11 protein-coding genes are annotated in these 16,989 nt (G+C 58.5%); 7 read left to right on the top strand and 4 right to left on the bottom strand.

From position 1 onward, the window contains the following. Positions 1-126: 126 nt before the first annotated feature. From AC0IXH_RS22700 to lplT, 6 genes are all read left to right on the top strand, one after another. Positions 127-1,368 (top strand): MdtA/MuxA family multidrug efflux RND transporter periplasmic adaptor subunit, encoded by a 1,242-nt coding sequence (locus tag AC0IXH_RS22700; RefSeq protein ID WP_013203611.1) that lies wholly within the window; start codon positions 127-129, stop codon positions 1,366-1,368. Then, complete coding sequence (locus AC0IXH_RS22705) at positions 1,365-4,547, top strand: efflux RND transporter permease subunit (protein ID WP_471721056.1); 3,183 nt, start codon at positions 1,365-1,367, stop codon at positions 4,545-4,547. The genes AC0IXH_RS22700 and AC0IXH_RS22705 overlap by 4 nt, the downstream gene beginning before the upstream one ends. Further along, positions 4,544-7,642, top strand: a complete 3,099-nt coding sequence (locus AC0IXH_RS22710; RefSeq protein WP_471721057.1) for a multidrug efflux RND transporter permease subunit — start codon at positions 4,544-4,546, stop codon at positions 7,640-7,642. Before AC0IXH_RS22705 ends, AC0IXH_RS22710 begins: the two co-directional genes overlap by 4 nt. A 5-nt stretch (positions 7,643-7,647) precedes the next feature. After that, a complete protein-coding gene (locus AC0IXH_RS22715) occupies positions 7,648-9,048 on the top strand; it encodes an efflux transporter outer membrane subunit (protein WP_013203608.1) in 1,401 nt (466 codons plus the stop codon). A 146-nt stretch (positions 9,049-9,194) separates the two neighbouring features. Further along, positions 9,195-11,363 carry a bifunctional acyl-ACP--phospholipid O-acyltransferase/long-chain-fatty-acid--ACP ligase gene (gene aas, locus AC0IXH_RS22720; RefSeq protein WP_471721058.1) on the top strand — a complete coding sequence of 723 codons (2,169 nt, stop codon included), beginning with the start codon at positions 9,195-9,197 and terminating at the stop codon, positions 11,361-11,363. Beyond that, positions 11,356-12,567 (top strand): lysophospholipid transporter LplT, encoded by a 1,212-nt coding sequence (gene lplT / locus AC0IXH_RS22725; protein ID WP_041692111.1) that lies wholly within the window; start codon positions 11,356-11,358, stop codon positions 12,565-12,567. Before aas ends, lplT begins: the two co-directional genes overlap by 8 nt. Positions 12,568-12,641: 74 nt before the next feature. Here lplT and AC0IXH_RS22730 read toward each other — a convergent pair whose 3' ends face one another. The 4 genes from AC0IXH_RS22730 to mutH all read right to left on the bottom strand — a co-directional run bounded on the left by AC0IXH_RS22730 (position 12,642) and on the right by mutH (position 15,772). Further along, a complete protein-coding gene (locus AC0IXH_RS22730) occupies positions 12,642-13,682 on the bottom strand; it encodes an NADP(H)-dependent aldo-keto reductase (RefSeq protein ID WP_013203605.1) in 1,041 nt (346 codons plus the stop codon). A gap of 195 nt (positions 13,683-13,877) precedes the next feature. Further along, positions 13,878-14,093, bottom strand: coding sequence for a YgdI/YgdR family lipoprotein (locus AC0IXH_RS22735; protein WP_013203604.1), 216 nt, complete (start codon positions 14,091-14,093; stop codon positions 13,878-13,880). 178 nt (positions 14,094-14,271) lie between these two features. Continuing rightward, positions 14,272-14,982, bottom strand: coding sequence for a TerC family protein (locus AC0IXH_RS22740; protein ID WP_013203603.1), 711 nt, complete (start codon positions 14,980-14,982; stop codon positions 14,272-14,274). Between the two features lie 103 nt (positions 14,983-15,085). Beyond that, positions 15,086-15,772 carry a DNA mismatch repair endonuclease MutH gene (gene mutH, locus AC0IXH_RS22745; protein ID WP_013203602.1) on the bottom strand — a complete coding sequence of 229 codons (687 nt, stop codon included), beginning with the start codon at positions 15,770-15,772 and terminating at the stop codon, positions 15,086-15,088. A 687-nt stretch (positions 15,773-16,459) separates the two neighbouring features. Between mutH and rppH the strand changes: the two genes are divergently transcribed. Next, on the top strand, positions 16,460-16,987 hold the full coding sequence (gene rppH, locus AC0IXH_RS22750) for an RNA pyrophosphohydrolase (RefSeq protein ID WP_013203601.1): 528 nt from the start codon (positions 16,460-16,462) through the stop codon (positions 16,985-16,987). Positions 16,988-16,989 lie beyond the last annotated feature (2 nt).

A 16,989-nucleotide genomic window follows, 5' to 3' on the forward strand; every position in this document is an offset into this window, starting at 1 on the left:
AGGATGGAATTTAATCACCCCCCTCGCTCATAATAGCGTCAGGCCAGTTTTGCTGGCCTGACCTTTTTCAGGCGTGGGCAACGGCCCCCGTTGAACCCTTTGCCTCACTTGACTCCACAGAGCCTCATGACCCCAACGACTTCGAAAACCTCATCCTCCCGACGTAAAAAAATCATTTTACTGATCCTGGTCATCCTCGTTGCCCTGCTTGCCTGGCGTTTCTGGCCGCACGGGGGTGGAGAAGCGGGTGGTCCTGGTGGACCGGGGGGCCATGGCGGTATGCGTGGGCCTGGCGGTCCGGGGATGATGGCCGGTGCGGTGACGCCGGTGCACGCGGGTGAGGTCACGACGGCGGATGTTCCGGTCTATCTGACTGCGTTAGGCACCGTGGTGGCTAACTCGACGGTGACGGTCACCAGCCGGGTCGACGGACAGTTGATCAAGGTGCTGTTTACCGAAGGGCAAAAAGTGGAAGCAGGGCAGGTGCTGGCGCAGGTCGATCCGCGCAGCTATCAGGCCACGCTGGCGCAGTATCAGGGTGATTTAAGCCAGAATCAGGCGCTGCTGAAAAGTGCCGAACTGACGCTGGCGCGTTACCGCAAGCTGTTTGCCCAGGACTCGCTGGCTCGCCAGGATCTGGATACGCAGATTGCCACCGTTGGCCAGTATGCCGGCACCATCAAGGCCGATGAGGCACAGATTGCCGCCGCTAAGCTGAACCTTGAGTTCACCAAAATCACCTCACCGATTGCCGGTCGCGCCGGTTTACGCCTGGTCGACGCGGGCAATATGGTGCACACCACCGATACCACCGGCATCGTCACCATCACCCAGACCCAGCCTGCCGCCGTGACCTTTAGCGTGCCGCAGAACAACATTCCTGTTCTGCTGAAGTCGCTGCACAACGGCCAGAGCCTGCCCGCCACCGCCTTCGATCAGGATGGCAACGCCGAGCTGGCCAGCGGCAGCGTGCAGTTTATCAGCAACCAGATTGATACCAGCACCGGCTCGGTGAAGCTGAAAGCGCTGTTTGCCAACCAGGACGAAACGCTGTATCCCAACCAGTTTGTGAACCTGCGGCTGCAAACCGGCACGCTGAAACAGGCGACGGTGATCCCGGCCCAGGCCCTGCAGCTGAGCAGCGATGGCAGCTTTGTCTATGTGATCAATAAAGACCAAACCGTGACCCGCAAGGCGGTCAAAACCGGCCCAACGCTGGGGGACACGCAGCAGGCGATCCTCTCAGGCGTCAGCGCGGGTGAGCAGGTGGTTACCGAAGGGATCGATCGTCTGAGCAACGGCAGCAAGGTGAAAGTGGTGACCGCCGCAGAAACCAAAACCGCCAGCGGGAGCGCGAAAGCGCAATGAATCCCTCTCGCATCTTTATCGAACGTCCGGTTGCCACCATTCTGCTGATGGTGGCGGTGCTGCTCTCCGGCATCTTCGCCTACCGCTTCCTCTCCACCTCGGCGCTGCCGCAGGTGGATTATCCCACCATTCAGGTGACCACGCTCTATCCTGGCGCCAGCCCGGACGTGATGGCCTCGTCGGTGACCGCGCCGCTGGAACGCCAGCTTGGGCAGATGGCAGGCCTGAGCCAGATGGCGTCCAGCAGCTCCAGCGGATCCTCGGTGATCACCCTGAAGTTCTCGCTGGATCTGTCGCTGGACGTGGCCGAGCAGGAAGTGCAGGCGGCGATCAACGCCGCCGACAGCCTGTTGCCGTCCGATCTGCCGAACCCGCCGACCTACAAAAAGGTTAACCCGGCGGATACCGCAGTCATCACCCTGGCGGCGAGTTCGGACACGCTACCGCTGATCAAAGTGCAGGACCTGGTCAACACCCGCGTGGCGCTGAAGCTGTCACAGATTTCCGGCGTCGGTATGGTGACGCTGGCGGGCGGACATCAGCCGGCAATCCGCGTACAGATGGACCCGAAAGCGCTGGCGGCCCACGGGCTGACGCTGGAAGACGTCAATACGCTGATCGGCAACAGCAACGTTAACGGCTCGAAAGGCGGATTCGACGGTCAGTATCACTCGGTGACCATCGACGCCAACGATCAGCTGCGCACGGCGGAAGAGTACGGCAACCTGATCCTGACGTATCAGAACGGCGCGGCGCTGCGATTGCACGATATCGCCACCATTCAGGAAGCGGCGGAGAACACCTATCAGTCGGCGTGGGCCAATAATTCCCCGGCGATTGTGATCAGCGTGCAGCGCCAGCCCGGCGCGAACGTGATCTCGGTGGTGGATGCGATTAAAGCACAGCTGCCAACCCTTCAGGCCGCCTTGCCGGATGGCGTCAAGGTGCAGATCCTTTCCGACCGCACCCAGACCATTCGTGCCTCGATCAGCGACGTCCAGTTTGAGCTGATGCTGTCGATTGCACTGGTGGTGATGGTCACCTTCCTGTTCCTGCGCAACGTGGCTGCCACGCTGATCCCCAGCATTGCCGTGCCGCTTTCGCTGGTCGGCACCTTTGGCGTGATGTACCTCGCCGACTTCAGCCTGAATAACCTGTCGCTGATGGCGCTGACCATTGCCACCGGCTTCGTGATTGATGATGCCATCGTGGTGGTGGAGAACATCTCGCGCCGTCTGGAGCAGGGCGAAACCCCGATGCAGGCCGCGCTGAAAGGCTCGGCGCAGATCGGCTTCACCATTATCTCGCTGACCTTCTCGCTGATTGCGGTACTGATCCCGCTGCTGTTTATGGGCGATGTGGTCGGGCGCTTGTTCCGCGAGTTCGCCATCACGCTTGCGGTGTCGATTCTGGTGTCGATGGTGGTGTCATTAACGTTAACGCCGATGCTGTGCGCCTATCTGCTGCGCCATATTCCCGAAGAGCGGCAGAGCCGTTTCTACCGTAAAGGCGGCCAGTTCTTTGACAAGCTGATTGCCGGTTACGATCGTCTGCTGACCATCGTGCTTAATCATCAGCGGCTGACGCTGCTGGTGGCGCTGGCGACGCTGGTGCTTACCGGCCTGCTGTATCTGGTGATCCCCAAAGGTTTCTTCCCGTCGCAGGATACCGGGCTGATCCAGGGCGTCACCGTGGCCTCGCAGGATATCTCGTTCAGTGAAATGGCCAAACGTCAGCAGGCGCTGGCGGCTATCGTGCTGAAAAACCCGGCGGTGGAGAGCCTTTCATCCACCATCGGCATCGACGGTACCAACACCAGCCTGAACAGCGGACGGCTGCAAATTAACCTTAAGTCGTTTGACCAGCGCGATGAGCGCGCCGACCAGGTGATTGCCGAACTGAAGCAGGCCATGGAGAGCGTGCCGGGCATCCAGCTGTATATGCAGGCGTCGCAGGATCTGACGGTAAACGATCAGGTCACGCCGGATCAGTATCAGTTCTCGCTGGATGATGCTGACAGTGAAAATCTGGTGAGCTGGTCGCCAAAACTGGTGGCCGCGCTGAAAAAGCGGCCGGAGTTCAGTTCGGTGGTCAGCAATCTGCAGGATCAGGGGCAGGTGGCCTACGTCGAGCTGAACCGCGATGCGGCTGCCCGCTATGGCATCACCGCGGCGGACGTCGATACCGCGTTGTATAACGCCTTCGGCCAACGCCTGGTGTCGACCATCTTTACCCAGTCGAATCAGTACCGCGTGGTGCTGGAAGTGGCGCCGAAATATCAGCAGTCTCCGGCCTCGTTTGATGACATCTATCTGGCGGCGGCCAGCAGCACAACGACCAGCAGTTCGGATACGGATTCGACCAGCACCACCAGCACCACGTCAACCAGCGACAGCAGCACAAGCACCACGGCCAGCACCACCGGCATGGTTAAGCTGACGTCGATTGCCACCATCCATCAGCGTATCGGCTCGCTGACCCATATGCGGCTGAATCAGTTCCCGGCGGTGACCGTCTCCTTCAACCTGACGGACGGTTATTCGCTGGAAGATGCGCAGAAAGCGATAGCGGAAACCCAGCAAAGTCTGGCGCAGCCGTCGAGCATCACCCTGCGTTATCAGGGGGAAACGGCGGCATTCCAGAGCGCCACCAGCAATACGCTGTGGCTGATCCTCGCCGCGCTGCTGACCATGTATGTGGTGCTGGGCATTCTGTATGAAAGCTTTATCCATCCGGTGACCATTCTCTCGACGCTGCCGTCCGCGGCGGTCGGCGCGCTGCTGACGCTGCTGCTGTCGGGAACCGAATTCAGCCTGATTGCGCTGATCGGGGTGATCCTGCTGATCGGCATTGTGAAAAAGAACGCCATTATGATGATCGACTTCGCGCTGGACGCGGAAAAGCATCAGCATCTCAGCCCGCGTGAGGCGATCCATCAGGCCTGCCTGCTGCGTTTCCGGCCGATCCTGATGACCACCATGGCGGCACTGCTGGGTGCGCTGCCGCTGATGCTGGCATCCGGCTCTGGCGCGGAGCTTCGCCAGCCGCTGGGACTGGTGATCGTCGGCGGATTGATCTTCAGCCAGGTGCTGACGCTGTTCTCCACGCCGGTGATCTACCTGTGGTTCGACCGCATGGCAGAGCGTACCCGCCGCAGAATGCGTAAGGTTCGCGGATGAATATCACACGGCTGTTTATCTTCCGGCCGGTCGCCACGCTGCTGCTGACCATGGCGCTGCTGCTGTTGGGCGCGCTCGGTTACCGCCTGCTGCCGGTGGCCCCGCTGCCGCAGGTGGATTTCCCGACCATTATGGTGACGGCGAAGCTGGCGGGTGCCAGCCCGGAAACCATGGCTGCCACGGTGGCCACGCCGCTGGAGCGATCGCTCGGGCAGATTGCCGGCATCACCGAGATGACCTCCAGCAGTTCGGCGGGATCGAGCAATATCATTTTGCAGTTCGATTTGAGCCGGGACATCAACGGTGCCGCGCGTGACGTGCAGGCGGCGATCAATGCCGCCCGCAGCCTGCTGCCGAGCAGCATGGCGTCGCTGCCGACCTACCGTAAAGCCAACCCGTCCGACGCGCCAATTGTGATGCTGGCGCTGACCTCCACCACCCGCACCAACGGCGAGCTGTACGATATTGCCGACAGTAAAATCGACCAGAAGATTGCCCAGGTGCAGGGTGTCGGCGATGTGTCGCTGATGGGCAGTGCGCTGCCGGCGGTGAGAATCGATCTGCAACCGCAGATGCTGACGCACTTCGGCGTGTCGATGGATACGGTGCGCGAGGCGATAGCCAACAGCACCAGCAATCTGCCGAAGGGGATGTTGCAGGGCGAACATCAGTCGTGGGTGGTGGACAGCAACGGCCAGCTCGATAAGGCCAGCGAATACCGCAAGCTGGTGGTCAGTTATCAGGACGGCAGGGCGATCCACCTCAGCGATGTCGCCACGGTGTATGACTCGGTCGAAGACAAATACAACGTCGGTTACTACAACCAGACGCCATCGGTGATGATCGGCGTGACCCGTCAGGCGGGCGCCAATATGCTGGAAACCATCGATGCGATCAAAGCGCAGCTGCCGGCGCTGGAGAAGGATCTGCCGGCGGACGTGGCGCTGAAAATTGTCGTCGACCGCTCGCCGAACGTTCGCGCCTCGCTGTACGACACCGAAGAGACGCTGCTGATTGCCGTGCTGCTGGTGATCGGCGTGGTGTTCGTTTTCCTGCGCAACGTGCAGGCGGTGTTGATCCCGGCGCTGGCGTTGCCGGTGTCGCTGATTGGCACCTGTGCCGTGATGTATATGCTCGGCTACAGCCTTGATAACCTGTCGTTGATGGCGCTGATTATCGCCACCGGCTTTGTGGTCGACGATGCGATCGTGGTGCTGGAAAACATCACCCGTTATATCGAAGAAGGGATGAGCCCGGTTCGCGCTTCGCTAAAAGGCGCGCACGAGGTGAGCTTCACCGTGCTGTCGATGACGCTGTCGCTGGTGGCGGTGTTTATCCCCATCCTGTTGATGGGCAGCATTGTCGGGCGGCTGTTCCGCGAATTTGCGGTGACGCTGACGGTGTCGCTGATTATCTCAATGCTGGTTTCGCTGAGCCTGACGCCGATGCTCTGTTCACGGCTGCTAAAACGCCGACCGGCGGTCACCAGGCGTCCGCACCCGGTTTATCAGTGGATTGAAAACGGCCTGAACCGGCTGCTGGCAGCGTATTCCTCGGCGCTGGACTGGGTGATGCGTCACCAACGTCTGACGCTCTTCAGCCTGATCCTGACGGTGCTGCTGAATCTGCTCCTCTATTCGGTGGTGCAGAAAGGCTTCTTCCCCAATCAGGATACCGGCCTGTTGATGGGCATGTTGCGGGCCGACCAGAACGTCTCTTATCAGGCGATGAAGCCCAAGCTGCAGCAGTTCGCCAAAATGATTGAGCAGGATCCGGCGGTGGATGGCGTGATGGCGTCGATGGGCAGCGGGGCGTTCGGCTCGCGCAACACCGCCAACTTCTTTGTGCATCTGAAGGACTTCGACAAGCGCGATGCCACCGCCACCGAAGTCGCCAACCGGCTGAGCGGCAAATCGGCCAATATCCCCGGCGTGCAGCTGTTCCTGATGGCGGCGCAGGATATTCATATCGGTGGACGCAGCGCCAACGCCTCTTATCAGTACAGCCTGCAGGCTGACGATCTCGATACCTTGCGCATCTGGACGCCAAAGGTCAAAGCCGCGCTGGAAGCGATCCCGCAGCTGACCAGCGTCGACTCTGATGCCCAGACCGGCGGCCAGGAAGTGATGATCAATATCGATCGCGACCAGGCAAAACGGCTTGGCGTGGATGTGAATATGCTGGATACGCTGCTGAACAACGCCTTTTCGCAGCGGCAGGTGGCCACGCTGTATAAAACGCTAAACCAGTATCATGTGGTGATGTCGGTGCAGGATGCCTACACCCGCGATCCGCAGATGCTGGAGAACATGTTTGTGGTCAACGACGAGGGCGCGCAGGTGCCGATCTCAGCCTTTGCCAGCTTCAGCGGGGCGAATGCGCCGCTGTCGGTGGCGCATCAGGGCCAGTCAGCGACCAGCACCATTGCCTTTAACCTCGCCGATGGCGTCTCGCTGGAACAGGCCTCGACGCTGATCAAAACGGCGATGGCGCAGATCGCGCTACCGGACAGCATTCAGGCCGGCTTCCAGGGCACGGCGAAAGCCTTTGCCGACCTATCCGCTTCGATGCCGTGGCTGATCCTCGCCGCGCTGGCGGCGGTCTATATCGTGCTGGGGATGCTGTATGAAAGCTATATCCATCCGCTGACCATCCTGTCGACCTTGCCGTCGGCGGGCGTTGGCGCGCTGCTGCTGATGCTGCTGACCGGCACCCAGCTGACGGTGATCGCGCTGATCGGCATTCTGTTGTTGATCGGCATTGTGAAAAAGAACGCCATTATGATGATCGACTTTGCGCTGGCGGCCGAGCGTAAGCAGGGACTGTCACCGCAGCAGGCGATCACCCAGGCCTGCCTGATGCGTTTCCGCCCGATTATGATGACCACGCTGGCCGCCTTCTTTGGCGCGCTGCCGCTGGCGTTGGGCAGCGGTGGCGATGCCGATTTACGCAGTCCGCTGGGGCTGGCGATTGCCGGCGGCCTGGCCTTGAGCCAGCTGCTCACTTTATTCACCACTCCGGTGGTGTACCTCTATCTTGATCGCGCCAGCCGGGCCACGAAACGCCAGTGGGCCCGCCTGCGTCATGCTGAATAATGATAATGAAAATGACTAAACTGACTCCTGTTTTGCTGGCGCTGATCCTGAGCGGCTGTGCCGTTGGCCCTGATTACCATCGTCCAACCGCCAGCGTGCCCAGCCAGTACAAAGAAGCCAAAGGCTGGCAACAGGCCAAACCGCAGGATGCGGATAGTAAAGGCGCGTGGTGGGCGGTTTACCACGATGAATCGCTGGCCGGGCTGTTGCAGCAGGTGTCGATTTCCAACCAAAACGTCGCGCAATACGAAGCGCAATATCGTCAGGCGCAGGCACTGGTGTCGGGATCCCGCTCGGATCTGTTTCCCAGCGTGACCGGAACCGGCGCTTCCACCCGCAGCGGCAGCGCCAGTAACACCACCACCGGCTCGGGCCGCACGGTCAGCAACAGCCACTCGCTGGAAGCCAGCGCCAGCTGGGAGCTGGATATCTGGGGCAAACTGCGTCGCACGCTGGAAGAGAACAAGGCCAGCGCGCAGGCCAGCGCCGCCGAGTTAGCCAACATCACGCTGAGTGCGCAGTCCGAACTGGCGCAGGATTATTTCCAGCTGCGGATTATGGATCAGCAGATCGCCCTGTATCAGCAAAGTGTCGACGCCTATCAGCGCTATCTGAAGGTAATCGACAACAAATACCAGTCCGGCAGCGAATCCCGCGCCACGCTGGCGCAGGCGCAGGCCCAGCTGGAAAGCGCCCGGGCGTCCGCGCTGGATCTGACCTGGCAACGGGCGCAGACCGAACATGCCATCGCCATGCTGATCGGCAAAACCCCCGCTGAATTCAGCCTGCCTGCCGCACCGCTTACCGCCACGCTGCCGACCACCCCGAACGCGCTGCCGTCCGAGCTGTTGCAGCGCCGTCCGGATATCGCCTATGCCGAACGTACCGTGGCTTCGGCCAATGCTGCGGTGGGCGTGGCGATTGCCGGGTACTATCCAGACCTGACGCTTGGCGCCACCGGCGGCTTCTCCAGTTCCACCTTCAGCAATTTGCTCTCGCTGCCCAACCGCGTCTGGTCATTAGGGCCGGAGCTGAGCGGCACGCTGTTGGACTTTGGTGGCACCTCGGCGAAAGTCGATCAGGCCCGCGCCGCCTATGATGCGGACGTGGCAAGCTATCGCCAGGCGGTGCTGACCGGCTTCCAGGAAGTGGAAAACTATCTGGTTGAGCTGAACACTCTGCAGGACGAGATGCTGGCGCAGCAGCGGGCGACCGACGCGGCGAAAGAGTCTGCGCGCGTCACCTATAACCAGTATCAGGCCGGGATGATTGATTATCTGGATGTGGCGACCACCGAGAACACCAGCCTCAGCTCACAGCAGAGCCTGTTGTCGCTGCAAAGCACGCAGTGGGTTGCCAGCGTCCAGCTGATTGCCGCGCTGGGCGGCGGCTGGCAGGACCGGTGATGGCAGAGAGTGCGGAAGGCCTTTAAACCCGATGTGAAGCCGGTTCCATCCTGACCTGTTTGAGGACTATTTTGCCTGCAGAGCATTGAGTTGTGGCGCTGGATACTGCATCGTTAGAGCCAACTTTTTTATGCTAAGGAGTTGGCATGCTATTTAAAACTTTCCGCCTGCTGTTTCGCCTGTGCTTCGGCACCCGCCTGCAGGGCGATCTGTCTGGATTATATAAAGAAAAAGTGCTGATTGTGCCCAACCACATGTCGTTTCTCGACGGCGTGTTGCTGGCCGTTTTTCTGCCGGTAAAACCGGTGTTTGCCGTTTACTCGTCGGTCAGTCAGCACTGGACGATGCGCCTGGCCAGCAAAGTGGTCGATTTCGTGCCGATGGATCCGACTAAGCCGATGTCGATCAAGCATCTGGTGAAAATGATAGGCCAGGGCCGTCCGGTGGTGATCTTCCCGGAAGGCCGTATCACCGTGACCGGCTCGCTGATGAAAATCTACGACGGTGCCGGCTTCGTGGCCGCAAAATCCCAGGCTACCGTGGTGCCGCTGCGTATTGAAGGGGCGGAATATACCCCTTTTGGTCGCCTGGCCGGCGTGTTTAAGCGCCGTCTTTTCCCGCGCATCAGCCTGACCGTATTGCCGTCCACCATTATCCCGATGCCGGACGCGCCAAAAGCGCGCGATCGCCGCAAGCTGGCGGGCGAGCATCTGCATCACATCATGATGGAAGCCCGTATGGCGGTGCGTCCACGCGAAACCCTGTATCAGGCCTTTCTGTCTGCGCGTACCCGGTATGGCTACTTCAAACCGGCAATCGAAGACGTCAATTTCACGCCTGACAGCTACACCGGCCTGCTGAAAAAATCCCTCGGCGTCGGCCGTATTCTGGAGCGTTATACCGCGCCCGGTGAATATATCGGTCTGCTGTTGCCTAATGCGACGGTTACCGCGGCGGCGATCCTCGGTGCGTCGATGCGCGGACGTATCCCGGCGATGCTGAACTACACCGCTGGAGTAAAGGGCGTCAGCAGCGCGCTAAATGCTGCGGAAGTGAAAACGGTCTTCACCTCCCGCCAGTTCCTCGACAAAGGCAAGCTGTGGCATCTGCCGGAAGAGATTACCCAGGTGAATTGGATCTTCCTCGAAGATCTGAAAGACACCGTCACCACTCAGGACAAGCTGTGGATCCTGCGCCATCTGCTGATGCCGCGCCAGGCCGAAGTGAAGCAACAGCCGGAAGATGCCGCGATGGTGCTGTTTACCTCCGGATCGGAAGGCAACCCGAAAGGCGTGGTGCACTCCCATAAAAGCCTGTTGGCCAACGTTGAGCAGATCAGAACCGTGGCGGACTTCACGCCGCGCGACCGCTTTATGTCCGCGCTGCCGCTGTTCCATGCTTTCGGCCTGACGGTGGGACTCTTTACCCCGCTGATGACCGGCGCGCAGGTGTTCCTCTATCCCAGCCCGCTGCATTATCGCATCGTGCCGGAACTGGTCTATGACCGTAACTGCACCGTGCTGTTCGGCACCTCCACCTTCCTCGGCAACTATGCGCGCTTCGCCAACCCGTACGATTTTGGCCGGCTGCGTTATGTTGTCGCGGGTGCGGAAAAATTACAGGAAGGCACGCGCCAGACCTGGATGGACAAATTTGGTATCCGTATTCTGGAAGGCTATGGCGTGACCGAGTGCGCGCCGGTCGTGGCGATTAACGTGCCGATGGCGGCGAAAAACCATACCGTTGGCCGCATTCTGCCGGGCATGGATTCACGTCTGATTTCGGTGCCGGGCATTGAGCAGGGCGGTTTGCTGCAGCTGCGCGGCCCGAACATTATGAAAGGCTATCTGCGGGTGGAAAATCCTGGCGTGCTGGAAGCCCCACAGGCCGATAACGGTGAAGGGCAGATGGAAGCCGGCTGGTACGACACCGGTGATATCGTCAGCTTTGACGATCACGGCTTCTGCCAGATCCAGGGCCGCGTGAAGCGCTTTGCCAAAATCGCCGGTGAAATGGTCTCGCTGGAAACGGTTGAGCAACTGGCGCTGAAAGCCTCGCCAGAGAAGCAGCATGCCGCCTCAATGAAGCCGGACGGCAACCGTGGCGAAGCCCTGGTGCTGTTCACCACCGACAGCGAACTGAGCCGCGATGGGCTGCAGAAAGCCGCGCGTGAGTTGGGCAGCCCGGAGCTGGCGGTGCCGCGAGACATCCGCTTCCTCAAGCAGCTGCCGTTACTGGGCAGCGGTAAACCTGATTTCGTCACCCTGCGCAGCATGGCCGAAAATCCAGAGAACGCGGAGAACGCCAATGACTAACCCCGCCAACCCTCAGGGGCTGATGTCGAAAGGGATGATGGCGGTGATTGCCGCCCAGTTCCTCTCCGCGTTTGGTGATAATGCGCTGCTGTTTGCTACCCTCGCGGTGCTGAAGCAGCAGGTCTATCCCGACTGGAGCCAGCCGGTGTTGCAGATGGTGTTTGTTGCCACCTACATCATTCTGGCGCCGTTTGTCGGCCAGATGGCGGACAGCTTCGCCAAAGGTCGGGTGATGATGTTCTCTAACGGCCTCAAGCTGCTGGGCGCGCTGACCATCTGCTTCGGTTTTAATCCGTTTCTCGGCTACAGCCTGGTCGGCGTCGGCGCGGCGGCCTATTCACCGGCCAAATACGGCATTCTCGGTGAGATCTCCGGTGGCGATACGCTGGTGAAAGCCAACGGCCTGATGGAGTCGTCGACCATTGCCGCCATTCTGCTGGGATCGATTGCCGGTGGCGTGCTGGCTGACTGGAACCTGACCGGCGCACTGGTGGCCTGCGTCGCGGCCTATGGTCTGGCGGTTGCCGCCAATACCCTGATCCCGACGCTGACGGCGGCCAGACCTGGCCAGTCGTGGCATCCGGCAAAAATGTCGGCCAGCTTCTTCAGCGCCTGCCGCATTTTGTGGCGTGATGGCGAAACCCGCTTCTCGCTGGTCGGCACCAGCCTGTTCTGGGGCGCAGGCGTCACGCTGCGCTTCCTGCTGGTGCTGTGGGTGCCGGTGGCGCTGGGGATTACCGATAACAAAACCCCGACCTTGCTGAATGCCATGGTCGCCATCGGTATCGTCTTTGGCGCGGGTGCCGCAGCGAAACTGGTGACGCTGAAAAACGTCGGCCGCTGTATGCCTGCTGGCGTGCTGATTGGTGTGGCGGTGGTCTTTTTCTCGCTGCAACACACCACCACCGGCGCTTACGGCCTGCTGATCGTGCTGGGTATGTTGGGCGGATTCTTTGTGGTGCCGCTGAACGCGCTGCTGCAAATGCGCGGTAGAGAGAGCGTTGGCGCAGGCAATGCAATCGCCGTGCAGAACCTCGGTGAGAACAGCGCAATGCTGCTGATGCTGGGGCTTTACTCGCTGGCGATCAAACTTGGCGCGCCGCCGGTGGCGACAGGGGTGGGATTTGGGGCGCTGTTTGCGCTGGCGATTGCCGTGCTGTGGGGATGGCAGCTGGCGCAGAAACGTCACAAGCGCAGCGTATAGCTAAAGGAAGGCAGTGTCGTCGCGGCTTATAAGGCGTGAATAACCGAGGCGGGAGCGATCCCGCCTCGGTTTTTTTATGGTGAAGGGAAAGTATAACGACGATGAATCGCTTCCAGTTCCTGCAACACGTCTTCGGTCAGCGTCAGATTGTAGCTGTCGATATTAATCTGCAGCTGCTCAAGCGTGGTGGCACCCAACAGGGTACTGGCAACAAACGGCTGCTGACGGACAAAGGCCAGCGCCATCTGCGACGGATCCAGACCGTGTTTTTTCGCCAGCGCCACGTACTCGGCGATAGCCAGCTGAGCCTGCTCACCGCTGTAACGGGTGAAGCGGCTGAACAGCGTATTACGCGCACCTTCCGGTTTGGCACCGTTCAGGTATTTACCACTTAAGGTCCCAAACGCCAGGCTCGAATAGGCCAGCAGCTCAACGCCTTCAAGGTGGCTGATTTCCGACAAACCGACTTCAAAGCTGCGGTTCAGCAGGCTGTACGGGTTTTGGATGCTGACAATGCGCGGCAGCTCGTGCTTTTCCGCCAGCTGCAGGTAACGCATCACGCCATAAGGGGTTTCGTTGGAAACGCCGATATAGCGGATCTTACCGGCACGCACCTGTTCGTTCAGCGCTTCCAGCGTTTCCAGCAGGGTGACGGTGGCCGTGGTGTCGTTGTACTCGTAGCTCAGCTTGCCGAAATAGTTGGTCTGACGCTGTGGCCAGTGCAGCTGATACAAATCCAGATAATCGGTCTTCAGACGCTTCAGGCTGGCATCCAGCGCTTCACGAATATTTTTGCGATCCAGCGCCTGATTCGGGCGAATTGACGCATCGGCGCCACGCACCGGGCCGGCCACTTTGGACGCAAGGATGATTTTGTCACGATTGCCGCGGGCCTGAAGCCAGCTGCCAATGTATTTTTCGGTTAAACCCTGGGTTTCCGGACGCGGAGGCACCGGATACATTTCTGCGGTATCAATAAGGTTAATACCGGAACGGAGAGCTAAATCTAACTGCGCATGGGCGTCGGCTTCGCTGTTCTGCTCACCAAACGTCATGGTTCCCAACCCCAGGCTACTGACTTCCAGGGTGCTGTGGGGGATACGGTGATAGTGCATGTGCCGGCTTCCTTTTTACATTATTAAAAGGTTCTGGAACCTGAAGAACGGCCTGCAATGAGGTGCATAGCCCCGCGGTACGTGCTCAGGTCCGGCATTTGACTATAACCGCCGTTCGCTGCAGGGGGAAGAGGGGATTTATCGGGAAATGCGGACAGAGCCACCAACGGATTGCCAAAGGTGGCTTAATTTGACTTAGCGCTCAACGATGGAGGAAACATCATCACCGTTGATTTGTAACTCATGGCCAGAGCGGTCGGTATATTTCACCAGGCCGGTCTCTTTATCAATCTCAGGTTTGCCCTGGGTCATGATCATGTTGCCTTCCTTAGTCGCCATCACGTAATCGCTGCTACACCCGCTGACCAGCACGGCCAACATAAGCGCTGCTGCGCCAAACATATACTTCATACTTCGCTCCCTTAAGGCCCGCTACTGAATACTGGTACGTCCATTAATAACGCATTTTGGCGACAGACGCAGTAGTAGATGTCCGAAAATGTGCTGCGAGCACGTCGGGCCATTGACATTAATCGTAAGATGATACTACAGAGCGAGGTACTGGCCGGCGTGACCGGCCAGTAAAGGATCAGGCGAGGTTCTTTTTAGAGCGCATCAGGTTCAGGCATTCCACGGCCATTGAGAAGAACATGGCGAAATAGATATAGCCTTTAGGAACATGCACATTGAAGCTTTCCAGTATCAGCGTAAAGCCGACTAAAATAAGGAAAGCCAGCGCCAACATTTTCACCGAAGGATGACGGTCAACGAAGTCGCCAATGGTTTTAGCAGCGAACATCATCACACCCACCGCAATCACCACGGCGGCCATCATAATAATCAGATGATCCGACAGGCCGACGGCGGTGATCACCGAGTCGAGGCTGAAAATAATATCCAGCAGCATAATCTGCACGATGGCACCGACAAACGAGTGCACATTGGTTTTATGCTCGGCATCGCCGCCTTCAATGGTTTCGTGGATCTCCGCGCTGGATTTCCACAGCAGGAACAGGCCACCGAACAGCAGGATCAAATCGCGGGCGGAGAAGCTGTGATCCATCAGGGTAAACAGCGGCGTGGTCAGGCGGATCACCCAGGCAATGGACGCTAACAGACCCAGACGCATTAACATCGCACCGGCTAAACCTACACGGCGAGCGGTATTCTGTTGATGTTTAGGGAGTTTGGCGACTACCAGGGAGAGGAAAATAATATTATCGATACCGAGGACGATCTCCAGAATCGTCAGCGTGCCCAGGGCCAGCCAGGCATTGGGATCTGCAATCCAATCAAACATGCTAACTTTGCTTCCTAAACGAAAAGTAAACGAGGAGTATACGCAACCCGTGGTCGCGCCGCTATCCTGCTTTCCTTTTATCTGGGGCGGTCAGCCCGTCGGATTACAATAAAAAATGGCGGGCCAGCAGGGGACCGGTGAAGCTTTTCTTCAGATAAAAACCGCGCGGTAAGGTCATAATCGGCTGGCCGTTAGTGCCAATCCCTTCGGTCAGCGCTTTGCTGTTGGCGGCTTTGGGGCGGATTTGCAGCACTTCACCGTGGCGGGCGGTGATCTTTTCGACCTGCCCTAACACAATCATATCCATCAGCTCTTCCCAGTCGCGCTGCAACAGCGCTTCCTCTTCCTCACTGGCACTCCACAACAGCGGCGCACCCACCCGACGCTCAGCCAGCGGGATCGCCCGGTCACCCTCAACGGGAACCCATAAAACTCTGGCCAGTTTGTGTCGCACATGACTGGTCTGCCAGGTGACGCCGCTGTTGCCGGTCAGTGGCGCGACGCAGACGAAGGTGGTTTCCAGTGGGCGACCCAGCGCGTCTATCGGGATGGTTTTCAACTCCACACCAATCTCGGCAAAATCCTGCTCGGGCTTGCTGCCGGCACTGGCTCCCAGGTAGCGTTCCAGTAACATTCCGACCCAGCCTTTATCCCGACGCAGATCCTGCGGGATCTTCAGACCGGCTCTTGCCGCCAGTTCACCCAGCGTAAAGCCTGCCAGCTGTTGGGCACGATCCAGCAGCACGGTTTCGTTTTCTGGCGGCGTTAGCGGAATAAATTCAGAACTCATGGATAACTCTCTGTTGCCGTTCAAAAAATCACCACTCTTTTGCACAGGGAAAATTAAGGCAAAGCGGATTGTGCAAAACAGGAATAATAGCATGATAAATCATGATTTTTTACCCCGCCATCCCCGGTAAAAAAGGGAAGGGCAAAAGGTTATGCCCGACTTGTCACCGACAATGAACAGGATCACCCCCCCTGTTATCCACAGAAAAATGGGATAACTCGTCTTTTACGCGAACACTGTTTCGATTTACAGCCTTGACTGTGGCTGTTTTGCCACTTTTTGCACGATTTATGCTTAAGTGAGCGGCATATCCTGTGGATAAAAACGCGGGTGTTCGATCTTTCACCAGTCACTGAATATCCCTCTGTGACAGCAGGATGACGTGAGGCATTTTTCGGTGGAAATCAGGATAATTCCGAGGTTTTAGAATCAGTTAATCAGCCGGTAAAATCGGGAGCCGATTGGGCGTCAAAAAGTTTTCCCCAACCGTTAAGGGAGTTCTGCACAAAGCTATCCACAGAAAACGTGAATAAGATCGCGCTTTCTGGCCGGTCTCTGTTTATAACTTGGTGCAAAACTGTGAGTTATCCCGCGTCAGCCACGTGCTGAGGGCGTAAAGCAGTGGTTTACCACCTGTAAGGAGTATGAAACAATCAGAACATCCAAGTTTTAGTTTGAGGTAGTCCAGTGATCGATGATGATGGCTACCGCCCGAATGTTGGTATCGTAATTTGTAACAGGCAGGGACAAGTGTTGTGGGCCAGACGTTTTGGCCAGCACTCCTGGCAGTTTCCCCAGGGTGGGATCAATGCGGGTGAAACTGCGGAGCAGGCGATGTACCGGGAACTGTTCGAGGAAGTCGGTTTGCACCGCAAAGATGTGCGCATCCTTGCCTCTACCCGAAACTGGTTACGCTACAAGTTGCCAAAACGTTTGGTGCGTTGGGACACAAAGCCGGTTTGTATCGGCCAGAAACAAAAATGGTTTCTTTTGCAGTTAATGTGCAATGACGCAGATATCAATATGCAGACCAGCAGCACGCCGGAATTTGACGGCTGGCGTTGGGTCAGTTTCTGGTATCCGGTTCGTCAGGTGGTCTCGTTTAAACGCGACGTTTATCGCCGCGTGATGAAAGAGTTCGCCAGCGTGGTCATGCCACTGCAGGAGACGACCGTACAGCGAAATATGCCCGCTTATCGACGGAAGAGAGGTTAAGC

Source organism: Erwinia sp. AC075 (assembly GCF_979253995.1).